The 19,727-nt window shown below is 72.1% G+C and carries 20 protein-coding genes, 1 pseudogene and 2 riboswitches; of the genes and pseudogenes, 10 read left to right on the forward strand and 11 right to left on the reverse strand.

Annotation, left to right across the window (positions count from 1 at the left end; translation table 11 throughout):
- The first annotated feature begins 30 nt into the window (after positions 1-30).
- Positions 31-900 (forward strand): NAD-dependent protein deacetylase, encoded by an 870-nt coding sequence (locus tag O7605_RS26610; protein WP_269741708.1) that lies wholly within the window; start codon positions 31-33, stop codon positions 898-900.
- 66 nt (positions 901-966) lie between these two features.
- Positions 967-1,065: riboswitch (glycine riboswitch) on the forward strand.
- A 74-nt stretch (positions 1,066-1,139) separates the two neighbouring features.
- Entirely contained in the window at positions 1,140-3,962 is a 2,823-nt protein-coding gene (gene gcvP, locus O7605_RS26615) for an aminomethyl-transferring glycine dehydrogenase (protein WP_269741709.1), read from the forward strand.
- A gap of 99 nt (positions 3,963-4,061) precedes the next feature.
- On the opposite strand, the gene O7605_RS26620 is transcribed toward gcvP, so the two are convergent.
- A complete protein-coding gene (locus tag O7605_RS26620) occupies positions 4,062-4,262 on the reverse strand; it encodes a DUF5999 family protein (protein WP_093402410.1) in 201 nt (66 codons plus the stop codon).
- A 96-nt stretch (positions 4,263-4,358) separates the two neighbouring features.
- Here O7605_RS26620 and O7605_RS26625 point away from each other — a divergent pair, with 96 nt between their 5' ends.
- Complete coding sequence (locus tag O7605_RS26625; protein WP_269742755.1) at positions 4,359-5,570, forward strand: chorismate-binding protein; 1,212 nt, start codon at positions 4,359-4,361, stop codon at positions 5,568-5,570.
- A gap of 43 nt (positions 5,571-5,613) precedes the next feature.
- Positions 5,614-6,120 (forward strand): peptide deformylase, encoded by a 507-nt coding sequence (def, locus tag O7605_RS26630; RefSeq protein ID WP_269741710.1) that lies wholly within the window; start codon positions 5,614-5,616, stop codon positions 6,118-6,120.
- Here def and O7605_RS26635 read toward each other — a convergent pair.
- The gene (locus tag O7605_RS26635) at positions 6,073-6,909 is read right to left on the reverse strand and encodes a GNAT family N-acetyltransferase (protein ID WP_269741711.1); all 837 of its coding nucleotides are present in this window, start codon (positions 6,907-6,909) and stop codon (positions 6,073-6,075) included. The two genes, def and O7605_RS26635, sit on opposite strands and share 48 nt — an antisense overlap.
- A gap of 33 nt (positions 6,910-6,942) precedes the next feature.
- The gene (locus O7605_RS26640) at positions 6,943-7,722 is read right to left on the reverse strand and encodes a TSUP family transporter (protein WP_269741712.1); all 780 of its coding nucleotides are present in this window, start codon (positions 7,720-7,722) and stop codon (positions 6,943-6,945) included.
- A 177-nt stretch (positions 7,723-7,899) separates the two neighbouring features.
- On the opposite strand from O7605_RS26640, the gene O7605_RS26645 reads away from it, so the two are divergent.
- Positions 7,900-8,679, forward strand: a complete 780-nt coding sequence (locus O7605_RS26645; protein ID WP_269741713.1) for an endonuclease/exonuclease/phosphatase family protein — start codon at positions 7,900-7,902, stop codon at positions 8,677-8,679.
- A gap of 20 nt (positions 8,680-8,699) precedes the next feature.
- Here the strand turns inward: O7605_RS26645 and O7605_RS26650 are convergent, their stop codons facing one another.
- Genes O7605_RS26650 through O7605_RS26660 form a run of 3 tightly spaced genes read right to left on the reverse strand, consistent with a single transcriptional unit; the run spans position 8,700 to position 11,313 of the window.
- Positions 8,700-9,521, reverse strand: a complete 822-nt coding sequence (locus tag O7605_RS26650; RefSeq protein ID WP_269741714.1) for an ABC transporter permease — start codon at positions 9,519-9,521, stop codon at positions 8,700-8,702.
- The gene (locus O7605_RS26655) at positions 9,518-10,519 is read right to left on the reverse strand and encodes an ABC transporter ATP-binding protein (RefSeq protein ID WP_269741715.1); all 1,002 of its coding nucleotides are present in this window, start codon (positions 10,517-10,519) and stop codon (positions 9,518-9,520) included. Before O7605_RS26655 ends, O7605_RS26650 begins: the two co-directional genes overlap by 4 nt.
- A complete protein-coding gene (locus O7605_RS26660; RefSeq protein ID WP_269742756.1) occupies positions 10,516-11,313 on the reverse strand; it encodes an ABC transporter permease in 798 nt (265 codons plus the stop codon). The genes O7605_RS26655 and O7605_RS26660 overlap by 4 nt, the downstream gene beginning before the upstream one ends.
- Before the next feature lie 99 nt (positions 11,314-11,412).
- On the opposite strand from O7605_RS26660, the pseudogene O7605_RS26665 reads away from it, so the two are divergent.
- A pseudogene (locus tag O7605_RS26665) lies at positions 11,413-12,150 on the forward strand (winged helix-turn-helix transcriptional regulator); the annotation flags it as partial.
- Here O7605_RS26665 and O7605_RS26670 read toward each other — a convergent pair.
- Together O7605_RS26670 and O7605_RS26675 are read right to left on the reverse strand one after the other, a co-directional pair.
- Complete coding sequence (locus O7605_RS26670) at positions 12,127-13,143, reverse strand: bifunctional 5,10-methylenetetrahydrofolate dehydrogenase/5,10-methenyltetrahydrofolate cyclohydrolase (protein ID WP_332317153.1); 1,017 nt, start codon at positions 13,141-13,143, stop codon at positions 12,127-12,129. The pseudogene O7605_RS26665 and the gene O7605_RS26670 sit on opposite strands and share 24 nt — an antisense overlap.
- A 14-nt stretch (positions 13,144-13,157) precedes the next feature.
- Positions 13,158-13,241, reverse strand: a riboswitch (ZMP/ZTP riboswitch).
- A gap of 43 nt (positions 13,242-13,284) precedes the next feature.
- Entirely contained in the window at positions 13,285-14,283 is a 999-nt protein-coding gene (locus O7605_RS26675) for a tyrosine-type recombinase/integrase (protein ID WP_269741717.1), read from the reverse strand.
- Between the two features lie 112 nt (positions 14,284-14,395).
- Between O7605_RS26675 and O7605_RS26680 the strand changes: the two genes are divergently transcribed.
- Both O7605_RS26680 and O7605_RS26685 read left to right on the forward strand, forming a co-directional pair.
- Positions 14,396-14,956 carry a cysteine hydrolase family protein gene (locus O7605_RS26680; protein WP_269741718.1) on the forward strand — a complete coding sequence of 187 codons (561 nt, stop codon included), beginning with the start codon at positions 14,396-14,398 and terminating at the stop codon, positions 14,954-14,956.
- 178 nt (positions 14,957-15,134) lie between these two features.
- A complete protein-coding gene (locus O7605_RS26685; protein WP_269741719.1) occupies positions 15,135-15,857 on the forward strand; it encodes a hypothetical protein in 723 nt (240 codons plus the stop codon).
- 28 nt (positions 15,858-15,885) lie between these two features.
- Here the strand turns inward: O7605_RS26685 and O7605_RS26690 are convergent, their stop codons facing one another.
- On the reverse strand, positions 15,886-16,053 hold the full coding sequence (locus O7605_RS26690) for a hypothetical protein (protein ID WP_269741720.1): 168 nt from the start codon (positions 16,051-16,053) through the stop codon (positions 15,886-15,888).
- 268 nt (positions 16,054-16,321) lie between these two features.
- Complete coding sequence (locus tag O7605_RS26695) at positions 16,322-17,050, reverse strand: SDR family oxidoreductase (protein ID WP_269741721.1); 729 nt, start codon at positions 17,048-17,050, stop codon at positions 16,322-16,324.
- Positions 17,051-17,179: 129 nt separating this feature from the next.
- Between O7605_RS26695 and O7605_RS26700 the strand changes: the two genes are divergently transcribed.
- On the forward strand, positions 17,180-17,641 hold the full coding sequence (locus O7605_RS26700; RefSeq protein WP_269741722.1) for a peroxiredoxin: 462 nt from the start codon (positions 17,180-17,182) through the stop codon (positions 17,639-17,641).
- A gap of 72 nt (positions 17,642-17,713) precedes the next feature.
- Positions 17,714-18,445 carry a hypothetical protein gene (locus O7605_RS26705; protein WP_269741723.1) on the forward strand — a complete coding sequence of 244 codons (732 nt, stop codon included), beginning with the start codon at positions 17,714-17,716 and terminating at the stop codon, positions 18,443-18,445.
- A gap of 63 nt (positions 18,446-18,508) precedes the next feature.
- Here the strand turns inward: O7605_RS26705 and O7605_RS26710 are convergent, their stop codons facing one another.
- Complete coding sequence (locus tag O7605_RS26710) at positions 18,509-19,675, reverse strand: GNAT family N-acetyltransferase (protein WP_269741724.1); 1,167 nt, start codon at positions 19,673-19,675, stop codon at positions 18,509-18,511.
- Positions 19,676-19,727: the final 52 nt, after the last annotated feature.

Here is a 19,727-nt window from a genome sequence, read left to right on the forward strand (position 1 = left end):
CTGACGGTGGTGCTGGGGCACGATGGGTGGGTGCAGGAGCTGATCGAGCCGTTGGCGGGTCTGGTGGCCGCCGGTGGGGTGGTGGTGCTCAGCGGCGCCGGGTTGTCCACCGAGTCGGGCATTCCCGACTATCGGGGGCCCAGTGGTGTCGCGCGCCGGCACACGCCGATGACGTATCAGACGTTTCTGACCGACGCGGTGGCGCGTCGGCGGTACTGGGCGCGCAGTCACCTGGGGTGGCGGTTGATCGCCGGGGCGGCACCCAACGACGGGCACCGGGCGGTGGCCCGCCTGCAGCGGGGTGGGCTGGTGACGGGGATCATCACGCAGAACGTCGACGGGTTGCACGGCGCGGCCGGTAGCCGTGACGTGACGGAGTTGCACGGGCGGCTCGACGAGGTGGTCTGTCTGGGATGCCGGCGGCGCACGTCGCGGGCGGAGGTGGACGGGCGGCTGCGGGCGGCCAATCCCGGGTTCGTCGCCCACGCCGTCGAGGTCAACCCGGACGGTGACGTGGATCTCGCTGACGCGCAGGTGGCGGCGTTCCGTACGGTCGACTGCGTGGCCTGTGGTGGGCTGCTCAAGCCGGACGTGGTGTTCTTCGGTGAGACGGTGCCGGCGGCGCGGGTGCAGGCGTGTTTCGCGTTGGTGGAGCAGGCCCGGCTGCTGCTGGTGCTGGGGTCGTCGTTGACGGTGATGTCGGGGCGCCGGTTCGTGGTACGGGCGGCGAAGCGCGACGTGCCGGTGGTGATCGTGAACCAGGGGCCGACCCGTGGTGACGGGTACGCGTGCCTGCGGGTGCCGGCGCCGTTGGGGCGGGTGTTGCCGGCGTTGGCCGACCGGCTGCTCGGTGCCGCACCGTCGGCGGTGCCGGCGGTGCCGAGTCCGGTCGGCGGGTGAGCGGGGGGCGGGTCAGGGGGTTCGGTGCGGGCCGTCCGGCACGCTGGTAGCGTTGATCGCGCCGGTAGCACCGACGTGGGAGAGACCGCCTGGCGATCACCGGGGCGGCGCCGAAGGGGCAAATCCTCCCCGGAACCTCTCAGGCAGAAGGACCACGTCGGGTCAGGCACTGTGGAGCGCCCGCGGGTGTGACAGAGGGGGAGGGCCGACCTGTCGACCCCGCCCGCGCAGGAGCGCCCATGACCGCCGAGCATTTCGCCGACCGTCACATCGGTCCCGGTCCCGACGACGAGCGCCGCATGCTGGACACCGTCGGGTACGCCTCGATCGACGAGTTGATGGACGCGGCGATCCCCGAGGTGATCCGCTGGCACGGCCGGCTGGACCTGCCGCCGCCGGCCAGCGAACCGCAGGCCCTGGCGGAGCTGCGGGCCTTGGCGGCCCGTAACACGGTCGCCGTGTCCATGATCGGGTTGGGGTATCACGGCACCCACACCCCGGCGGTGATCCGCCGCAACGTGTTGGAGAACCCGGCCTGGTACACGGCGTACACGCCGTATCAGCCGGAGATCAGCCAGGGTCGGCTGGAGGCGTTGCTGAACTTCCAGACCATGGTGTCGGATCTGACGGGCCTGGCGACGGCGAACGCGTCGATGCTCGACGAGGGCACCGCGGCGGCGGAGGCGATGACCCTGGCGCGGCGGGCGTCGAAGGCCGGCAGCCGGGTGTACGTGGTCGACGCCGACGCGCTGCCGCAGACCGTCGCGGTGCTCGCCGGGCGGGCGGAGCCGCTCGGTATCGAGGTGCGGGTGCTGGACCTGGACGTCGAGCCGTTGCCGGCGGAGTTCTTCGGTCTGCACCTGCAGTACCCGGGGGCGTCCGGTGCGGTGCGCGACCACGCCCCGCTGGTGCAGGCCGCGCACGCGGCGGGTGCGCTGGTGACGGTCGCGGCGGACCTGTTGGCGTTGACGGTGCTGCGGTCGCCGGGGGAGATCGGCGCGGACATCGCCGCGGGCACCACGCAGCGGTTCGGGGTGCCGATGGGCTTCGGTGGGCCGCACGCCGGCTACCTGGCGGTGCGGGCCGGTCTGGAGCGGATGCTGCCGGGCCGGCTGGTCGGGGTGTCCCGGGACGCGGCCGGCGCGGCGGCGTACCGGTTGGCGTTGCAGACCCGTGAGCAGCACATCCGGCGGGAGAAGGCGACAAGCAACATCTGCACCGCGCAGGTGCTGTTGGCGGTGATGGCCGGCATGTACGCCGTCTACCACGGTCCGGACGGGTTGCGGGAGATCGCGGCCCGTACCCACCGGATGGCGGCCCGGCTGGCCGCCGGACTGCGGGCCGGTGGCGTCGAGGTCGCCGAGGTGGCGTTCTTCGACACGGTGACCGCGCGGGTGCCGGGTCGGGCGGCGCAGGTGGTCGCCGAGGCGCGGCGGCGTGGGGTGAACCTGCGGCTGGTCGACACCGACCGGGTCGGTGTCTCCTGCGACGAGACCACGACGGTCGAGCAGGTGGCCGTGGTGTGGGCGGCCTTCGGTGTCGACGGCGTCGACGGGGAGGTGCCCGAGGGGTTGCCGGCGGCCCTGGCCCGCACCAGTGACTTCCTGACCCATCCGGTGTTCCGCACCCACCGGTCGGAGACGTCGATGCTGCGGTACCTGCGTCGACTGGCCGACTTCGACTACGCCCTGGACCGGGGCATGATCCCGTTGGGGTCGTGCACGATGAAGCTGAACGCCACCATCGAGATGGAGCCGGTGAGCTGGGCCGAGTTCGCGGACATCCACCCGTTGGCGCCGGCGGAGCAGACCGCCGGCTACCGGGAACTGATCGGCCAGTTGGAGAGCTGGCTGGCGGAGGTGACCGGCTACGACGCGGTGAGTGTGCAGCCCAACGCCGGTTCGCAGGGCGAGTTGGCGGGGCTGCTGGCGATCCGCGCGTGGCATCGCAGCCGGGGTGAGCGGCACCGCGACGTGTGTCTGATCCCGTCGTCGGCGCACGGCACCAACGCGGCCAGCGCGGTGATGGCGGGGATGCGGGTGGTGGTGGTCGGCTGCGACGCCGACGGCAACGTCGACCTGGTGGACCTGGACGCGAAGATCGACGCGCATCGGGACACCCTCGCGGCGATCATGGTGACGTACCCGTCGACGCACGGGGTGTACGAGACGGGTATCGCGCAGTTGTGCGCGAAGGTGCACGACGCCGGTGGGCAGGTGTACGTCGACGGGGCGAACCTCAACGCGCTGGTCGGGTTCGCCCGGCCGGGCCGGTTCGGGGCGGACGTGTCGCACCTGAACCTGCACAAGACGTTCTGCATTCCGCACGGCGGCGGCGGGCCGGGGGTGGGTCCGGTGGCGGTGCGGGCGCATCTGGCGCCGTTCCTGCCGGGTGACCCGACCGGTGCGCCGGTGGACGGGCGGCCGGCGATCGCGGCGGCCCGCTACGGGTCGGCGGGGATCCTGCCGATCCCGTGGGCGTACCTGCGGATGATGGGCGCCGACGGTCTGGCCCGGGCGACCGGGGTGGCGGTGCTGGCGGCCAACTACGTGGCGGCGCGGCTGCGGGAGCATTTCCCGGTGCTGTACGCGGGCAACAAGGGCCTGGTCGCGCACGAGTGCGTACTGGATCTGCGGCCGGTGACGAAGGCGACCGGGGTGAGCGTCGACGATGTGGCCAAGCGGCTCATCGACTACGGGTTCCACGCGCCGACGATGTCGTTCCCGGTGGCGGGGACGTTGATGGTGGAGCCGACCGAGAGCGAGGACCTGGCCGAGCTGGACCGGTTCTGCGACGCGATGATCGCCATCCGGGCGGAGATCGACAAGGTGGGTTCGGGTGAGTGGCCGGCCGGGGACAACCCCCTCGCGAACGCGCCGCACACGGCGGAGATGATCGGCGGCGACGACTGGCCGCACCCGTACCCGAGGTCGGTTGGTGCGTGGCCGGCCGGGATGGACCGGGTGGGGAAGTACTGGCCGCCGGTGCGTCGGGTCGACGGCGGGTACGGCGACCGGAACCTGGTCTGCTCGTGCCCGTCACCGCAGGCCTACGAGAGTTGACCGGTCCGGTGCCGCGCCGACCTGGTCGTGGCGGTCCCTGACCGGGGGACTAGCCTGGGTCGGCGCGGGAAAGACGTCGTGACGGACCGTGACGGCGTCTCAGGCGGCGAGGGCGTGTCGGGCGGGGCCTCGGTGCGGTGCGATGCTGCTGCCGTCGGGCAGCAGCTCGCCGGTGTCCTCGAAGACGATGACTCCGTTGCAGAGCAGGCTCCAGCCCTGTTCACGGAAACAGGCGATGACCCTGGCGGCTTCCCGGTCGGTGGCTTCGGCGGAGGGACAGGTGGGTTGGTGCTGGCACATCGGGTTCTCCGGACTGTGGGGGCACTGTGTCATGGTTCACATGACCAGTGACGCACAGTACCAAGCGGAAGCGTGCCGCATCGACCGGATGTCCGCGTGGTGCGCGGGAAATCCGCTGAACGGATGAGCATGAACCGCCCAGACGTCGTGGAAGCGCTCCCACGGATGGCTGTCGATCCGCCCGCGGTTCCCGCGTCCTGCCGCGGCCGGCTCGTCGAACGGGCCCGCTGGCAGTGGCACCCCGCCGACGGCGGCGACCCGGCCGGGTACGCCGAACAGTTCCTCGCCGAGCACGGCCTGCACCTGCCGGACCTGGCCCGCCCGGCACGCCAGCACCACCGGCAGGGTGTCTGCGGGGCCGCCCTCTACGTCTCCGCCGCCGCCGGAGCCCTGCTGGCCGGCGGCGCACCCGGCGCACCCAACCCCACCGACCTGCCCGAGGTGGCCGTCGTCGTCTACGGCCACACCGAGGCGGCGCCGACGCGTCCCGACCCGCCGGCGCCGTGGTGGCGCGGCGCCTGGACCGAGAGCTGGAGCGCACGCCAGCACGCCGAGGCGGTCACCGCGATCCGCGAGGCCATCGGCCGCGGCGAGGTCTACCAGGTCAACCTCGTCGGACACGCCAGCGCCCCCTACACCGGCGACCCGGTCCCCGCCCTGGCCCGCCTCGGCCGGCTGCCCGGAGCCCGCTACGGCGGCGTCCTCACCGGCCCCGGCTGGGCCATCGGCTGCGCCAGCCCGGAAACCCTGGTCGAGGTCCGCGCCGGCACCCTCACCACCCGACCCATCAAAGGCACCCGGGCGGCCACCACCGCCGGCCGGGCCGACCTGCTCACCTCCGCCAAGGAACGCGCCGAACACATCATGATCGTCGACCTGGAACGCAACGACCTGGCCCGCATCGCCCGCACCGGCAGCGTCCGCGTCGACGAGCTGTTCGCCGTACGCCGCTGGTGCGACCTGTGGCAGGCCGAATCCACCGTCCGCGCCGAGGTCGCCGACGGACTCGGCCTGGCCGACCTGCTGCGCGCCGTCTGCCCCGGCGGCTCGGTCACCGGCGCACCGAAACTCGCCGCCCTCGACCACATCGCCGCCCTCGAACCCGTCGGCCGCGGCGCCGCCATGGGCGCCCTCGGCTGGATCGGGGCCGACCACATCGACCTCGGCCTGACCATCCGCACCGCCGCCGTCGACCGCACCGCCGTGCACGTCTGGGCCGGCGGCGGCATCACCTGGGACAGCGACCCGGCCGCCGAGGTCGCCGAAGCCGCCGCCAAGACCGCGCCGGTACGCGCCGCCCTGAGGTGAACCCGACCCGCACCGGCCGCCACCGCCCGATAACCTTGCCGACATGACGATGCGGGACATCCGAATCATCGGCGACCCGGTGCTGCGCACCCCCAGCGAACCGGTCACCAGCTTCGACACCGAACTACGTACGCTGGTCACCGACCTGATGGACACCCTGCTCGGCGCGCCCGGCCGCGCCGGCGTCGCCGCACCCCAGATCGGCGTCAACGTCCAGGTCTTCGTCTACAACGCCGACGGCCACCGCGGCCACATGGTCAACCCGACGCTGGAACTGTCCGACGAACTCCAGGACGACGACGAGGGCTGCCTGTCCATCCCCGGGCTGTACTTCCCGACCCCCCGCGCGCTGCACGCCACCGCCCACGGCTACGACCAGCACGGCGAACCCCTCACCATCGCCGGCAGCGGCTTCCTCGCCCGGGCCCTGCAACACGAGGCCGACCACCTCGCCGGCCGCCTCTACGTCGACACCCTGCGCGGCGAAACCCGCCGCCGCGCCCTACGCGAGATCCGCGCCGGCCGCTTCGACTCCTCCCGCCGCGGCTGAACCAGCCATCCGCGACCCCTTGCGCGCCACGAGCGTGAACTCGCCGTAGTCGGCCACCCGGGTGAACCCCAACCGCTCGTACAACCGCACCGCCACCGGATTGTCGGCCGCCACGTTCAACGTCACATGGTCGACCTCGGCGGCCAACAGCCCACACAGGCGAGCCACCACCGCCCCCGCCAGCCCCCGACCCCGCCAGCCGGGCCGGGTCGTCACGTTACCCACCGCCGCCACCCGGTGCGCCGCGGAGACGACATGCACGCCCGCCACCGCCACCAGCAGCTCACCGTCACGAACGCCCACGTACCGGCCGGTGTCCACCATCCGCGGGTCGAACCAGTTTCCCGGGTAGGCCGCCGCGTACAACTCGTGCAGCCGGGGCAGGTCCGCCCGACCCAGCACCTCACCGGCCGGCGTGACCGCCGCCAGCCGCGCCCGGTCGGTCAACGCCATCTTCCGATGCGGCCCCGCCGCGGTGACCCGGAACGTGCCGCCCAACGCCGACTCCAGGCCGGGGGACAGGTGCGCGGACAACCGCGCCGGCAGCACCGGCGCCACCTCACCCAGCAACGCCGCCACCGCACCGACCTGCGCCGGCCGCGCGAACGCCAGCAGCGTCGGCGGCACCGCTCCGTGATACAGCAGCACCACCGAATCGCCACGCCGGAACCACGACGTGTACGGCCAGAAGAAGTCGTCCAGATCGCCCAACTGGTAGGCGTGCAACACCGGATCCCGGCTCAGCAGACCCGCCAGGACGGCCCGGTCGTGTTCCGCACGCACCACCACCCGCCGATGATCACACGCACCGCGCCGGCACTGTCACCCGGCCACCCACTGGTCGTAACCCAACCGCGCCACCAACGCCAGCACCACCACCAGCAGCACCACCCGCACGAAGCCGGAACCACGCCGCAACGCCATCCGGGCGCCCACCGACGCCCCCGCGATGTTGCACACCGCCATCGCCGCGCCCATCAGCCACCACACATGCCCGGTGACCGCGAACACCGCCAGGGCACCAGCGTTCGTACCCGCGTTGACCACCTTCGCCATCGCCGAACCGTGCACGAAATCCGCACCCACCAGCGCGGTGAACGCCAGCACCAGAAACGTGCCCGTACCCGGACCGATCAACCCGTCGTAGGCGGCGATGCCCACCCCGGCCACCAGGACCGCCACCACCACCCGCGCCCGGGTCCGCCGCTGCGGCACCGCCAGCACCCCCAGCGCGGGACGCAGCACCACGAACAGCGCCACCGACACCAGCACCACGAGCACCACCGGCCGGTACGCCGACGGCGGCACCGCACCGGCCAACGCCGCGCCCAGGCCGGCACACACCACCGCCAGCGCCGCCGCCGGCCCCGCCACCACCCAGTCGATCTTCGTACGGCGGGCGTACGTCACCGCCGCCGTCGACGTGCCGGCGATCGCCGCCAACTTGTTCGTCCCCAACGCCGTCGCCGGTGGCAGCCCCGGAGCCGCCACCAGCAACGCCGGCAACAGCAGCAGCCCACCACCACCCACCACGGCGTCCACCCAGCCCGCCAGGGCAGCGGCGGTCAGCAGCGTCACCACGGTCGCCGGGTCCACCTCCACGAGCCGCCATTCTTCCCACTGCCGGCCCCACCACACCGCCGGCTGTGGCCAGCCTCACCGGCCCCGACGACGCCGCACCCAGATCCCCACCCCACCGACCGCGACAAACACCAGCACCGAACAGCACAACGCCCGCAGCATCGGGCAACTGTCCCACGCCGTCGCTAAGGTGACAGCGTGCGCCTGGCCACGTTCAACCTGCTGCACGGACGGTCCCTCGCCGACGGCCTGGTCGACCCGGCCCGGCTGGCCGCCGCCGTCGCCGCCCTCGACGCCGACGTCCTGGCCCTGCAGGAGGTCGACCGCGACCAGTCCCGCAGCGGCCACCTCGACCTCACCGCCATCGCCGCCCAGGCCGTCGGCGCACCCGAGCACCGCTTCGCCGCCGCCGTCGTCGGCACCCCCGGCGAGGCGTTCCGCCCCCTGAACCACGACGACGACGGCCACGGCGAACCCTGCTACGGCGTCGGCCTGATCTCCCGCCACCCGGTCACCAGCTGGCGGGTCACCCGACTGCACCCCGCCCCGGTACGCTCCCCGGTCTACGTGCCCGGCCCGGGCGGCGGCCTCATCCTGCTCCGCGACGAACCCCGCGTCGTGCTCGCCGCCGTACTGGACACCCCACACGGCCCGCTCACCGTCGCCGCCACCCACCTGTCCTTCGTCGCCGGCTGGAACGTCCGCCAACTCCGCCAGGTCATCCGCGCCCTGCGCGCCCTGCCCGCCCCCCGCATCCTGCTCGGCGACCTGAACCTGCCCGCCTGGGCCACCCGCGCCGTCTCCGGCTGGCACCTGCTGGGCCGCCGACCCACCTACCCGGCCGCACAACCCCGCGTCCAGCTCGACCACATCCTCGCCGACCGGCACGGCTTCGACCAGCTACCCCCGGTCGCGGCCGTGCGCACCCCGCTGTCGACCATCTCCGACCACCGGCCCCTGGTCGTCGACCTCGGCTAGCACCCGGGAAGCCACCCGCGTCAGAACACTTGGAGATCGCCGGTGCGCTGGACCCGTGCCTCGCCCAGGCGCAGCAGCATCGCAGCCCCGACGAACAGGGCGACGGTCAGCAACGCCAACCACCCCACCGGGACCGCCAGGTCACCGAGGTCCGCGCGATCCAACAACGCCCCCCGCAGCACCACCAGGCTGCTGGTCAGCGGAAACGCCAGGCCCACCGCTTTGATCCACACCGGCAGCGCGAACAACGGCAGGCGCACCCCGGCGACGAACCACAGCGGATCGTCCAGCAGCGTGTACAGAAACGCCGAGTCCCGAGAAAAGATCAACAAACTGTTCAGGAACGCGCCCCACGCCACCGCGGGCACCAACAACGCCACCGCCGCCACCACGTACATCCCCGGATGGGCGACGTCCAACACGTCGGCGGCGGCCGCCGCGGCCACCGCGAAACAGCCGAACAACCAGGCATTCTGCGTCAGCGCCGCGGCACCGTTACCGATCACCAACGCCATCCGGCTGGCGGGGGAGAGGAACAACGCCTCCAAGGTGCCGCTGACCCGCTCGAACGAGAAGTGCCACGCCGACTGGACCAGCGAGAAGAAAAACGTGTACGCCAACGCGCCAGCGGCGAGAAACGCCAGCAACCGGCGCGGCTCCGCGGCCACCGGCCACCGCTGCGGCGCCGCCGCGGACTCCATCACCGGCAGCACCGTGTAGTACGTGGCCGCCAGGGTCAGCAGTGGCCACAGCAGCATGGAGAACAACACCAACGGCTGCCCGAACAGCCGCCGGTGCTGCTTGAGCGCCTCGGCCGCGACGACCCGCAGAGCATGGCTCACCGCGCCACCACCGCCGGGCCGGCCAGGGTGAGGATCGCGTCCTCCAGCGTCGGTGGGGTGACGGTCAGCCCGGCGATCGCCCCGCCCCGCCGCACCACCGCCGTGACCACCGCCCCCACCAGATCCTCCGGGTGACGCAACGCGAACCGGGGCCGGCCCTCCTGGTCCACGTCGACGCTCAGCTCCGCGTCGTGCCGGGCGGCCAGCTCACGCAGCGCAGCCGTGACCGCCGGATCGTCCTCGGTGAGCACCAGCCGCACGGTGTGCCGGCGAACCGTCTGGCCCGCCAACTGCGCCGGACTGCCCTGGGCCACCAGCGACCCCCGGGCGATGAGGTACACGTGCCGGCACAGCTGCTCCACCTCGGCCAGGTAGTGCGAAGTCAGCAGCACCCCGACCCCGTCGGCGGCCAGCTGGGCGATCAACGCCCGCAACTGGTGGGCGATCGGCGCGTCCAGACCCAACGTCGGTTCGTCCAGCAGCAGGTACGCCGGGTCGTTGATCAGACCCCGGGCGATGACCAGCCGCTGACGCATGCCCCGCGAATACCGCTCCACCGGCACGTGCGCCGCCTCGGTCAGCCCCACCAGATCGAGCAGCTCCCCGATCCGGACCCGCAACCGGGCGCGCGGCACGTCGTACAGCTGGCCGAAGTACCACAGATTCTCCCGGGCGGTCAGCCGGTCGTACACCATCCGCTCACCACCGGAGATCACGTTGATCCGTCGGCGAACCTCACGAGCGTGCGCGACCACGTCCAACCCGTCCACGCGCACCGTGCCCGCGGTCGGCCGCAGCAGGGTGGACAGGATCCGGATGGTGGTGGTCTTGCCGGCACCGTTGAGACCCAACAGGCCGGTCACCTGACCGGGTGGGATTCGCAGCGACAGCCCGTCGACCGCCGCCACCGGCGCGACGGCCGGCCGGCGACGCCAGCCCCGCCAACGGCGGGCCGGAAAGGTCTTGCGCAGGTCGGTGGTGACAATGCCAGTGCTCATGCGCGCGCGCTCCGATGCAGCGCCCGCCGTTCGGCGGGCGCGAGAATGGACAACCCCACCAGCAGGTACGCCCCGCCCAGCAGGAGACAGACCGCGAATGCGGGCCAGGGGTCGACGTCGGCACCGGGCAGGGTGGCCGCCCGCAGCACCCGCAGCGCCCAGGTCACCGGCAGCACCTCACCGAGCCAGCGTGCCGCCTGCGGCAGGTAGCTGGTGGGGAAGGTGAACCCGCACAGCAGCGCCATCGCGGTGAACAGCGTGTTCTGGGTGATGTGCGCTTCACCGGCGGCCAGCATCAGCGCGCTCAACGGCACCGACATGCCGACCACCGCCACGGTCGCCGCCACCGTCGCGGCCAGCAACGTCAGCGGCTCGGGCACACTCAGCCGCACCCCCAGCACGCCGGCCACCGCGACCAGCACGGTTATCTCCGCCGCGGTGGTGCTCAACGCCTGCGCCGTCACCCCCAACAGGTACGGCAGCCGCCGCGCCGGGGTGAGCAACTGGCTCTCCAGGGTGCCCTCGCGGTACTCCGTGATCAGCGCCTTGGCCACCCACAGCACCATCCGGGTGGTGAAGGTCAGCGCGGCGGCGCCGATGGTGACGTAACCGAGATAGTCGGCACTTCCGGTGGCGGCGGTGAAACTCGCCCCGACCCGACCTCCCCCGATGGCCCGGTACGCCAGCATCGACACCCCGATGGTCAGCACCCCGGTCGCCAGCGTGCCGACGAAGTAGGTCCACGGGTAGGCGCGCAGAGTGACCCGCCAGTTGCGCACGAAGGTGGCCCCCATGACCGACACCGCCACACCTCCCGGTGAGTTCCCAAAGGGAACTTACTATGGAGGCGTGGCCCCGTACACCCCTACGCACCACTGAGGCAGGATCCGACCATGACCAACCGCCGCCGCGCCGACGACACCTGCGGCATCGCCCAGGCCGCCGCCGTCATCGGCGACTGGTGGAACATGCTCGTGCTACGCGAGATCGCCCGAGGCCACCACCGCTTCGACACCCTCGTCACCGAACTCGGCGTCTCCCGCAAAGTGCTGACCCAACGCCTGAACGACCTCGTCGACCACGACGTGCTCACCCGCCGTCCCTACCAGCACCACCCACCCCGCCACGAGTACGTGCTCACCGACCGCGGCCGCGCGCTGCTCCCCACCCTCGTCGCCATGCAGGACTGGGCCGACCGCTGGGTGCTCGGCGACGGCAGCCTCACCGCCACCACCAGCCCCGACGGGCCCGAGGCCACCCGCGTTCAGACCCTCGTCGGCACCCGGATACCAACCGACGTCACCCTCACCAGCGCCGACCACACACCCACCGACCCGGTCGCCACGACCCCCACCACCGTGCTGTTCACCTATCCCGGCACCGGCAACCCGACCCCCACCCCGCCACACTGGACAGACATCCCCGGCGCCGCCGGATGCACCCTGGAAAACCGGCTGTTCCGCCAGCAGTGGAACGACTTCACCGCCGCCGGCGCCACCGTCCACGGCGTCAGCACCCAACGCCCCGACGAACAGGCCGCCTTCGCCGCCGCCGAAGCCATCCCGTTCGACCTGCTCTCCGACACCGACCTACGGCTGACCGCCGCCCTACGCCTGCCCACCTTCCGCGCCGGCCAGCAGACCCGCCTCAAACGCCTCGTGCTGGTCGTCGACCAGAGCCGCACCATCACCTCCGTGATCTACCCGATCACCGACATCCCCGCCGCCGTCACCGACGCTCTGAACCTGGCCCGCCAGACCAACGGCTGACCGCGCCGCCCGCAACGCGTTGCGGAACAACACCGCCACCGTCACCGGACCCACCCCACCGACCCTCGGCGTGATCGCCCCCGCCACCCGCGCACACGACTCGTCCACATCCGGCAGCAACCGACGCCCCGCGTACCGCACCCCACCACCGACCACCACCGCACCCGGACGCACATGCTCCGGCCGCACGATGCCCGGCACACCAGCCGCCGCCACCAGAATCTCCGCCCGACGCGTGTACCTCGGCCAGTCCGCCACCCCCGTGTGCACCACCGTCACCGCCGCGTTCGCCGTCGACCGCTTCTGCGCCAGCAGCATCGCCAACGGCCGCCCCAACGTGGCCCCACGACCCAGGATCACCACCTCACGGCCGGCCACCGGAACCCCGTGCCAGGCCAACAACGCCTCGATCGCCGCCGGCGTGCACGGCAGCGGCCCCGGCAACCCCAACGCCAGCCGCCCCATGTTGACCTGATGCATCCCGTCCACATCCGAATCCGGGTCGAGAACCTCCAACGCCCGGTCGTAGTCCAGACCGCCGGGGATCGGATGCTGCAACAACACCCCGTGCACACCCGGATCGGCGTTGAAGTCGGCAAGCACCGAATGCACATCGGCCTGCGACGCCGTCGCCGCCAACCGCACGTGCGGCGACGCGAAACCCAGCTCCGCCGCCTGCCGCCGCTTGATCCGGATGTAACCGGCACTGGCCTCGTCGTCACCCACCAGCACCGTCGCCAACGTCGGCGTCACCCCCGCCGCCCGCAGCTCCGCCACACCCTCGGCCACCTGGGCCAGAATCGCCTCCGCCACCGGCGCACCCGGCAGCAACCGCGCGGTCATCGTCGTCGACATGACTCACCTCGCCCGTGGCGGGCCCAGGCGGACGACCCCCACGACGAGCTTCCCGATGGTCGATCCCATCCCCGATGCCGCCAGTCGCGTCGCCGCCAGCCTCGCACACCACCACCGACGGTGCCATCCACCTCCCACCGGTCAGTCAGCAGCCGGCAACAACCCGGCCAACGCCCGATACGTGCGGTTGGCCCGCACCGCCTCCCGCTGCTGGGCCGACGTCACCTCGATGTACGTCTGCGACGACGCCAACGACGCGTGCCCCAACAGCCGCATGATCTCGGCGGCCCCGGCACCGTCCTCGGCCAACCGGGTGGCGAACGTGTGCCGCAGCGCGTGCAACCGCGCTCCGCGCGGCACCCGGTCACCGATCCCGGCCCGCCGGTAGCAGGACTCCACCAGATACTGCAGACCACCCCGGCGCAGCGGCTCACCCTGCCGGTCGACCAGCAGCGGCGACACCTGGCGCAGGGTACGGGTGCCGAAGCGGCGGGCCCGGCTGTCGAGGTAGGTCGCCAGCACCGCGTCCAGGTCCGGCTCGACCGGCAGTACCCGGGGACGCCCACCCTTGCCGGTCACCTCGATCCGTCGCTCACCGGGACGACCGCCGAGCGAACCGACCCGCAACGCCAGCAACTCCGACAGCCGCAACCCCGCGCACAGCGCCAACGCCAGCACCGCCACGTCCCGCTCCGGCCACGGATCCCGCTGCCGACCCTCGGCCCGCGCGACCGAGGTGAGCAGGTGTTCCGGGGTGTCCTCGCCGCGCAGCGGCTTGGGCGTCGGCAGGGGAGTGCGGGGGCGTCCCACGGCCGGCATCGGATTACCGGACACCACCTGCTCGGCGACGAGGAAGGAGAAGAAGCCGTTCCAGGTCGACCAGGCCCGACCGACGGAGCTGGCCGCCCGTCCGGCGGCGAATCGGGCGAACGCGGCCCGCATCATCCTGGGGGACAGCGCGTCGACCGGCAGGTCGGTCGGGGGGAGGGGAGGGGTGGACAGTTCGGCGGCGAGCGCGGCGACGGCTGTCAGATCCCGCCGGTAGGCCGCCTGGGTATGGGGGGAGGGCTTGCGGGTCGCCCGGGCGGTCAGGAACTCCTCGATCAGTAGGACTACCGATTCGTCCTTTTTGTCATGCATAAGGGATATTATGCATGATTCTCACATTCCGCGCCCGTGGGGAGGGGAGCGTTTCTGTCAGGGGTCGGGGCTACGGTGCGATCACCGAATTCACCGTCACCGGAGGCGTGCCATGACGACCCTGCCCGAGCGACCCAATACGGCCCTGCTCGTCATCGACGTGCAGAACGGGGTGGTGGCGGGCACCCACAACCGCGACGGCGTCATCGCCAACATCAACACTCTGCTCGGCAGGGCCCGCGCCGAGGGCGTACCGGTCGTCTGGGTGCAGCACTCCGACGAGAGTCTGCCGCAGGGCAGCGATGGCTGGCAGGTCGTGCCCGAGCTGTTCCGCGAGGACGGCGAGGCGCTTGTGCACAAGCGCTACGGCGACTCGTTCGAGGACACCGAGTTGGAGACGGTGCTCGCCGAGCGCGGCGTGGGCCGGCTGATCGTCACGGGCGCGCAGACCGACGCCTGCATCCGGTCGACCCTGCACGGCGCGTTCGTCCGGGGGTACGACACGACGCTTGTGGGTGACGCGCACACCACCGAGGACCTGACCGCCTACGGTGCGCCGCCGCCGGAGCAGGTCGTCGCCCACACCAACCTCTACTGGGGTTTCCAGAAGGCACCCGGACGTCAGGGCGGCACCGTCGAGACCGCAGAGGTCAGGTTCGGCCCGACCAACTGACGTCCGTGCCTCGCGGGGGCGACCCAGCGAGGCGACTCTGGTCAGCTTTACATAATGTGCATTATCGAATCGATTGGCAGACCGTCGACGAGCGGGCGCTCACACCGCCGACGGTGCGGCAGCGACGTGAGTACGGCGACTCATGCTTTGCCACAAGGCGGCCATCATCCTCGCAACCATGACTGCTCGTCACCTGGTCGCTGCGGCGACAGCCACAGCTCTGGTGCTCACGCTCACGGCCTGCGGGTCGGACGCGCCCACACGCGACGAAGCCAGCCGGGAAGCGCAATCGGCAGCGGTCCGGCAGGCAAGCGCGTCGAGCGCAGAGCAGATCAGCATCCTGCTCTCCGACGTGGGCCGGGCGGCGCCGCTCAGGCCGGTCGCGGTGGCAACACGGGACATCTGCCATGCCGGGGACACAAATGTTCTGTGGGGCCACGACGAGTACCGCCTCAGTTGCAGTCTCAGCGAGATCAGGTACCTCGGGGCCGACGGCGACCTGCTCAAGGTGCTGCGGGAGGTCGACAAGCATGCCAGAGCCGCCGGCCTGGTACCGCACACCGACTCGGCGATCGAGGAGATCGAGGGGTACTACGCGGCGAACGGTAGGACCGAGGACGGGTTGCTGCTACCTCGGCCCGGGTTGGGCTACTCCGTCCCCGGGCAGGGCTGGACTGTCCAGGTTGGATGGTCACAGGACTGGGTTGCGCAGGCTGAGTGGTCCCGGCTCGGCGACCCCCTGAGCAGTCAACCCGTACCGGATCTCACCTGGCCGACGGTCTTCGTCGAGGCCCGATCGGTCGACCTCGACGCGCTACGGGACGGTCCACTGCGGCGGCACGAGCATATTGTCACCGTCTCCTCGCGGATCACGTACCACGAGGTGCCGTGGCCTGCCTGACGTTGAACGGGCACCTGCCGTCGACCGCTCAGCGGTGCTGTTCGTGGCCGGTGCGCTCGTCCACCATGTGGCGGGCGTACCAGTCGGGCCAGTCGGGGTCGGGGTGGCCGAGGTCCTTCTCGTGGCGGTCGTGCGCGGACGCCGCCCGGCGCAACGCCGCGGCCAGGTCGTCCACCGAGTCGTAGGTGGTCTGCATGTCGGCTCCCCTCCTGCGTCGAGTGGCCGCCGGGCACCTTCAGCGCGGTGGCGGCCTTCGCGGGTCTACCCGCCGGGCCGGAGTGCATTCCGGCGCCGGTGATGGTGCGACAGTGCACCGTTGGATGGTGGGGTCGGCGTAGGCGACGAGTACCGCCGGGCGGTCGCCGGGTCGCCAGGGGCGCAGGCGCAGTCCGTCGGCGTCGATGGTGGGTTGCCGGAGGCGGTGCAGGCGGCCGGGCGGGTGGCACGAGCGCGGGCATGGGCGGTCAGAGGCCGCCGCCGACGCGGAGGATGGTGCCGGTGGTGTAGGAGGCGTCGGGGCTGAGCAGCCAGGCGATGGCAGCGGCGACCTCGTCGGGTTCGCCGGGGCGGCCGAGTGGGATGCGGCTGGCGGCGCGCTCGGGTCGGTCGGGTTGGCCGGACAGCGCGTGGATTTCGGTGCGGATGATGCCGGGGGCGACGGCGTTGACGCGGATGCCCCGGGGGGCGAGTTCCTTGGCCAGGCCGATGGTGAGGGTGTCGGTGGCGGCTTTGACGGCGGCGTAGTGGACGTACTCCCCTGGGCTGCCGAGGGTGGCGGCGACGGAGGAGAGGTTGACGATGGCGGCGCCGTCGCCCATGCGGCGGGCGGCCTGTTGCGCGCAGAGGACGTAGCCGACGAGGTTGACGTCGACGACGCGGCGCAGGTCGTCGGGATCCAGGTCGGTGAAGGGCCCGATCGGGCTGGTGATGCCGGCGTTGTTGACCAGGCCGGTGAGGGTGCCGAGGTCGGCTGCGGCGTCGAACAGGGCGGTGACCTGGTCGGGGTCGCGGGTGTCGGCGGGTACGGCGATGGCGCGTACGCCGGTGGCGCGCAGGTCGGCAGCGACGGTGTCGGCGGCGGTGTGGTCTCGGCGGTAGCCGAGGGCGATGTGGTGGCCGGCGTGGGCGAGGCGGCGGGCGGTGGCGGCGCCGATGCCGCGGCTGCCGCCGGTGATGATGGTGACCTTGGTCAACGGACCTCTCCCCTGCCCCGAGCCGATGTCGGGGACGTTACCGGCGTGGTCGTGGTGGCGGGTAGCGCGGTGTGGCCGAGCGCACGGCCTGGCATACGCTCGCGGCGACGGTGTCGGTGGGGAGGGTATGTGGCGGGTGTGGGTGTCGGTGATCTGGTCGACGATTTCGAGTTGCCGGACGAGACGGGTCGGCCGCGGCGGTTGACGGAGTTCTTGGCGGCGGGGCCGGTGGTGTTGTTCTTCTATCCGGCGGCGATGACGCGGGGGTGCACGGCGGAGAGTTGTCACTTCCGGGATCTGGCGGCGGAGTTCGCGGCGGTGGGGGCGCAGCGGGTGGGCATCAGTCGGGATTCGGTGCGGCGTCAGGCGGAGTTCTCGCGGCTGCACGGGTTCGACTATCCGTTGTTGTCGGATCCGGACGGTGTGGTGGCGGATCGGTTCGGAGTGCGGCGGCGGCTGCCGTTGGGTCCGTTGAGTACGCGGCGGATGACGTTCGTGATCGGGGTCGATCGGCGGGTCGTCGAGGTGGTGCACAGCGAGTTGGGCATGCACGAGCACGCCGATCGGGCGTTGCGGGCACTGGGGGGCTGATCTTCGTGTTGTCGCTGGCGGCTGGTATCAAGGCAGGCGGCTGAACACGTGTACGAGGAATGAGGTTGGGCGATGGGTGCCGCTGGTCAGGGTTTGTCCGAGGACGAGGTGCGCGGCATCCGGGAGGCGTTGGCCGCGGGCCGCAAGCCGAAGGTGGTGTTCACGGCGGCGGCCGGTCAGATCGCCGGTCAGCTGGGTCAGGTGGTGGAGTTGACCGATCCGGCGGAGTCCGACGAGTTCGTGGTGGTGCGGTTCGGGCGCGACGAGTTGCCCTTCTCCCCCGCCGATGTGGCGGTAGCGCCGCGCGGCGCGGGTCGCCGGCCGGCGGAGTCGAAGGTGGAGTCGGCGCCGGTCGAGCCGGCGGCGGTGACGCCGGAGTTCGTGCTGGACCGGGTGCCGGAGCAGCGCCGCGAGGAGCAGCAGCGCCGGGAGGAGCAGTCGGGTCGGGAGGAGCCGAGGGTGGACGAGACGGTGGGGTCGAAGGTGGAGGCGAAGCCGGCTCGGCGGGCGGTGAAGGCGACGAAGCCGAGGGGGCCGGCGGGTCTGACGGTCACGTTGGCCTATGCCGAGGGCGAGTGGACGGTCGCGGCGCAGCAGGGCGGGAAGGTGTTGGCCAAGCCGTACGTGCTCAAGCCGGCGGAGGCGCTGCGGATGGTGGCGTTGGTGGACGTGCCGGGGGTGCACGAGGCGGTGGAGCAGATCTTGGCCGCCGAGCGGTCGGAGGCGGAGCGGCAGGCGGAGAAGTTGCGGGCGGAGTTGGCGGAGATCGAGGCCCGGTTGGCGGAGTTGCGTGAGGCGGGCTGAGGGTGTCGATCCGACCGGTGGCCCGGTCCGGCATCGCCTGCCGGGCCGGGCCACCGGCGTCTGTCAGAAGTAGTCGATGAGGTGGGCGGTGGGTCCGGCGGCGAGCAGGTCCAGGGCGCTCGGGTCGGATGTGCTGTGGTGCAGCAGTCCGGTTTCGGCGAGGGTGCGGGCGGTGGCGGTGCCGGTGTAGAGGCGGGCGAAGCCGCGTACGGTCAGGTGCAGGTCGGTGTGGTCGGTGCTGCGGTGCAGGTCTGCGTGGCCGTCGGCGACGGTGAGTCGCCAGGTGCCGGTGTTCCAGTCGGCGAGGTCGTCGGTGAGGGTGAAGGTGACCTGGCCGTGGGTGTGGGTGGGCCAGCCGCGGGTCTGTACGGCGCGGACGATGTCGACGGGTCGGTGCATCCAGGCGTCGCGTTCGTGTTCGCGGGCGCGTTCCAGGGGCAGGTGGGTGCTGATGGTGTCGCCGGGTAGTGGGGCCAGGCGCAGGGTCGGGGTGACGCTGTGCCAGCTGGCGAGGACGCCGACGAGGGCGCGGGCGGCGTCGGCGGTGGTGGCGAGGATGTCTTCGACGGTGAGGACGGCGTCGGGGCCGTAGCCGCGGCCACGGTCCCAGCCGGCGTACCCGAGCAGGTGTCCGTCGTGTTCGACGAGGGTGAGCCCGTCGTAGGGCAGTTCGTCGGTGGCGGTGAACCGGGGGTGGGTGCGGGTGAGCAGGCCGTTGCGGTGGTGGGCGACGCGGCGGTAGAGCTCGGCGGTGTTGGGCAGGTCGGCGGTGGTGCCGGCGCGGACGGTCAGCCGTGGGTCGGGGCGGTGTCGGGGCAGGGTGGCGGTGGGCAGGTCGAGGGTGCGGAGCTGTCCGGTGATCTCCCAGCCGCAGGCGCGGTAGGGGGCGGCGGTGGTGGGGAACAGCGTGCTGACGGCGGCGCCACGGTCGCGGGCGTTGCGGAGCAGGGTTTTCAGCAGGGCTCGGCCTACTCCGGTGCCGCGTGCCTCGGGGGCGACGGCGACGCCGGCGACGTCGGCGGCGGGTACGGCGTGTCCGGCCCACCACTGGTCGTCGTGCAGGTCGACGGCTTTGCCGATGAGGGTGCCGGTGGGGTCGAAGGCGCCGTAGAGGGTGCGGCCGGTGGGGTTGGGTGGTGGGGGTGGTTGCGGGTCGGAGCCGAAGGCGAGCCGGCCGAGCTGCCAGGCGTCGGTCAGGTCGTCGGGGGTGAGTTCACGCACGTCGGGCACGGGCCGACGATAACGGTCGTGGCGGTGCGGTCGACCGTGTTTTCCGGTGGGT

It is taken from the genome of Verrucosispora sp. WMMA2121 (assembly GCF_027460185.1).
GTDB lineage: Bacteria > Actinomycetota > Actinomycetes > Mycobacteriales > Micromonosporaceae > Micromonospora > Micromonospora palythoicola.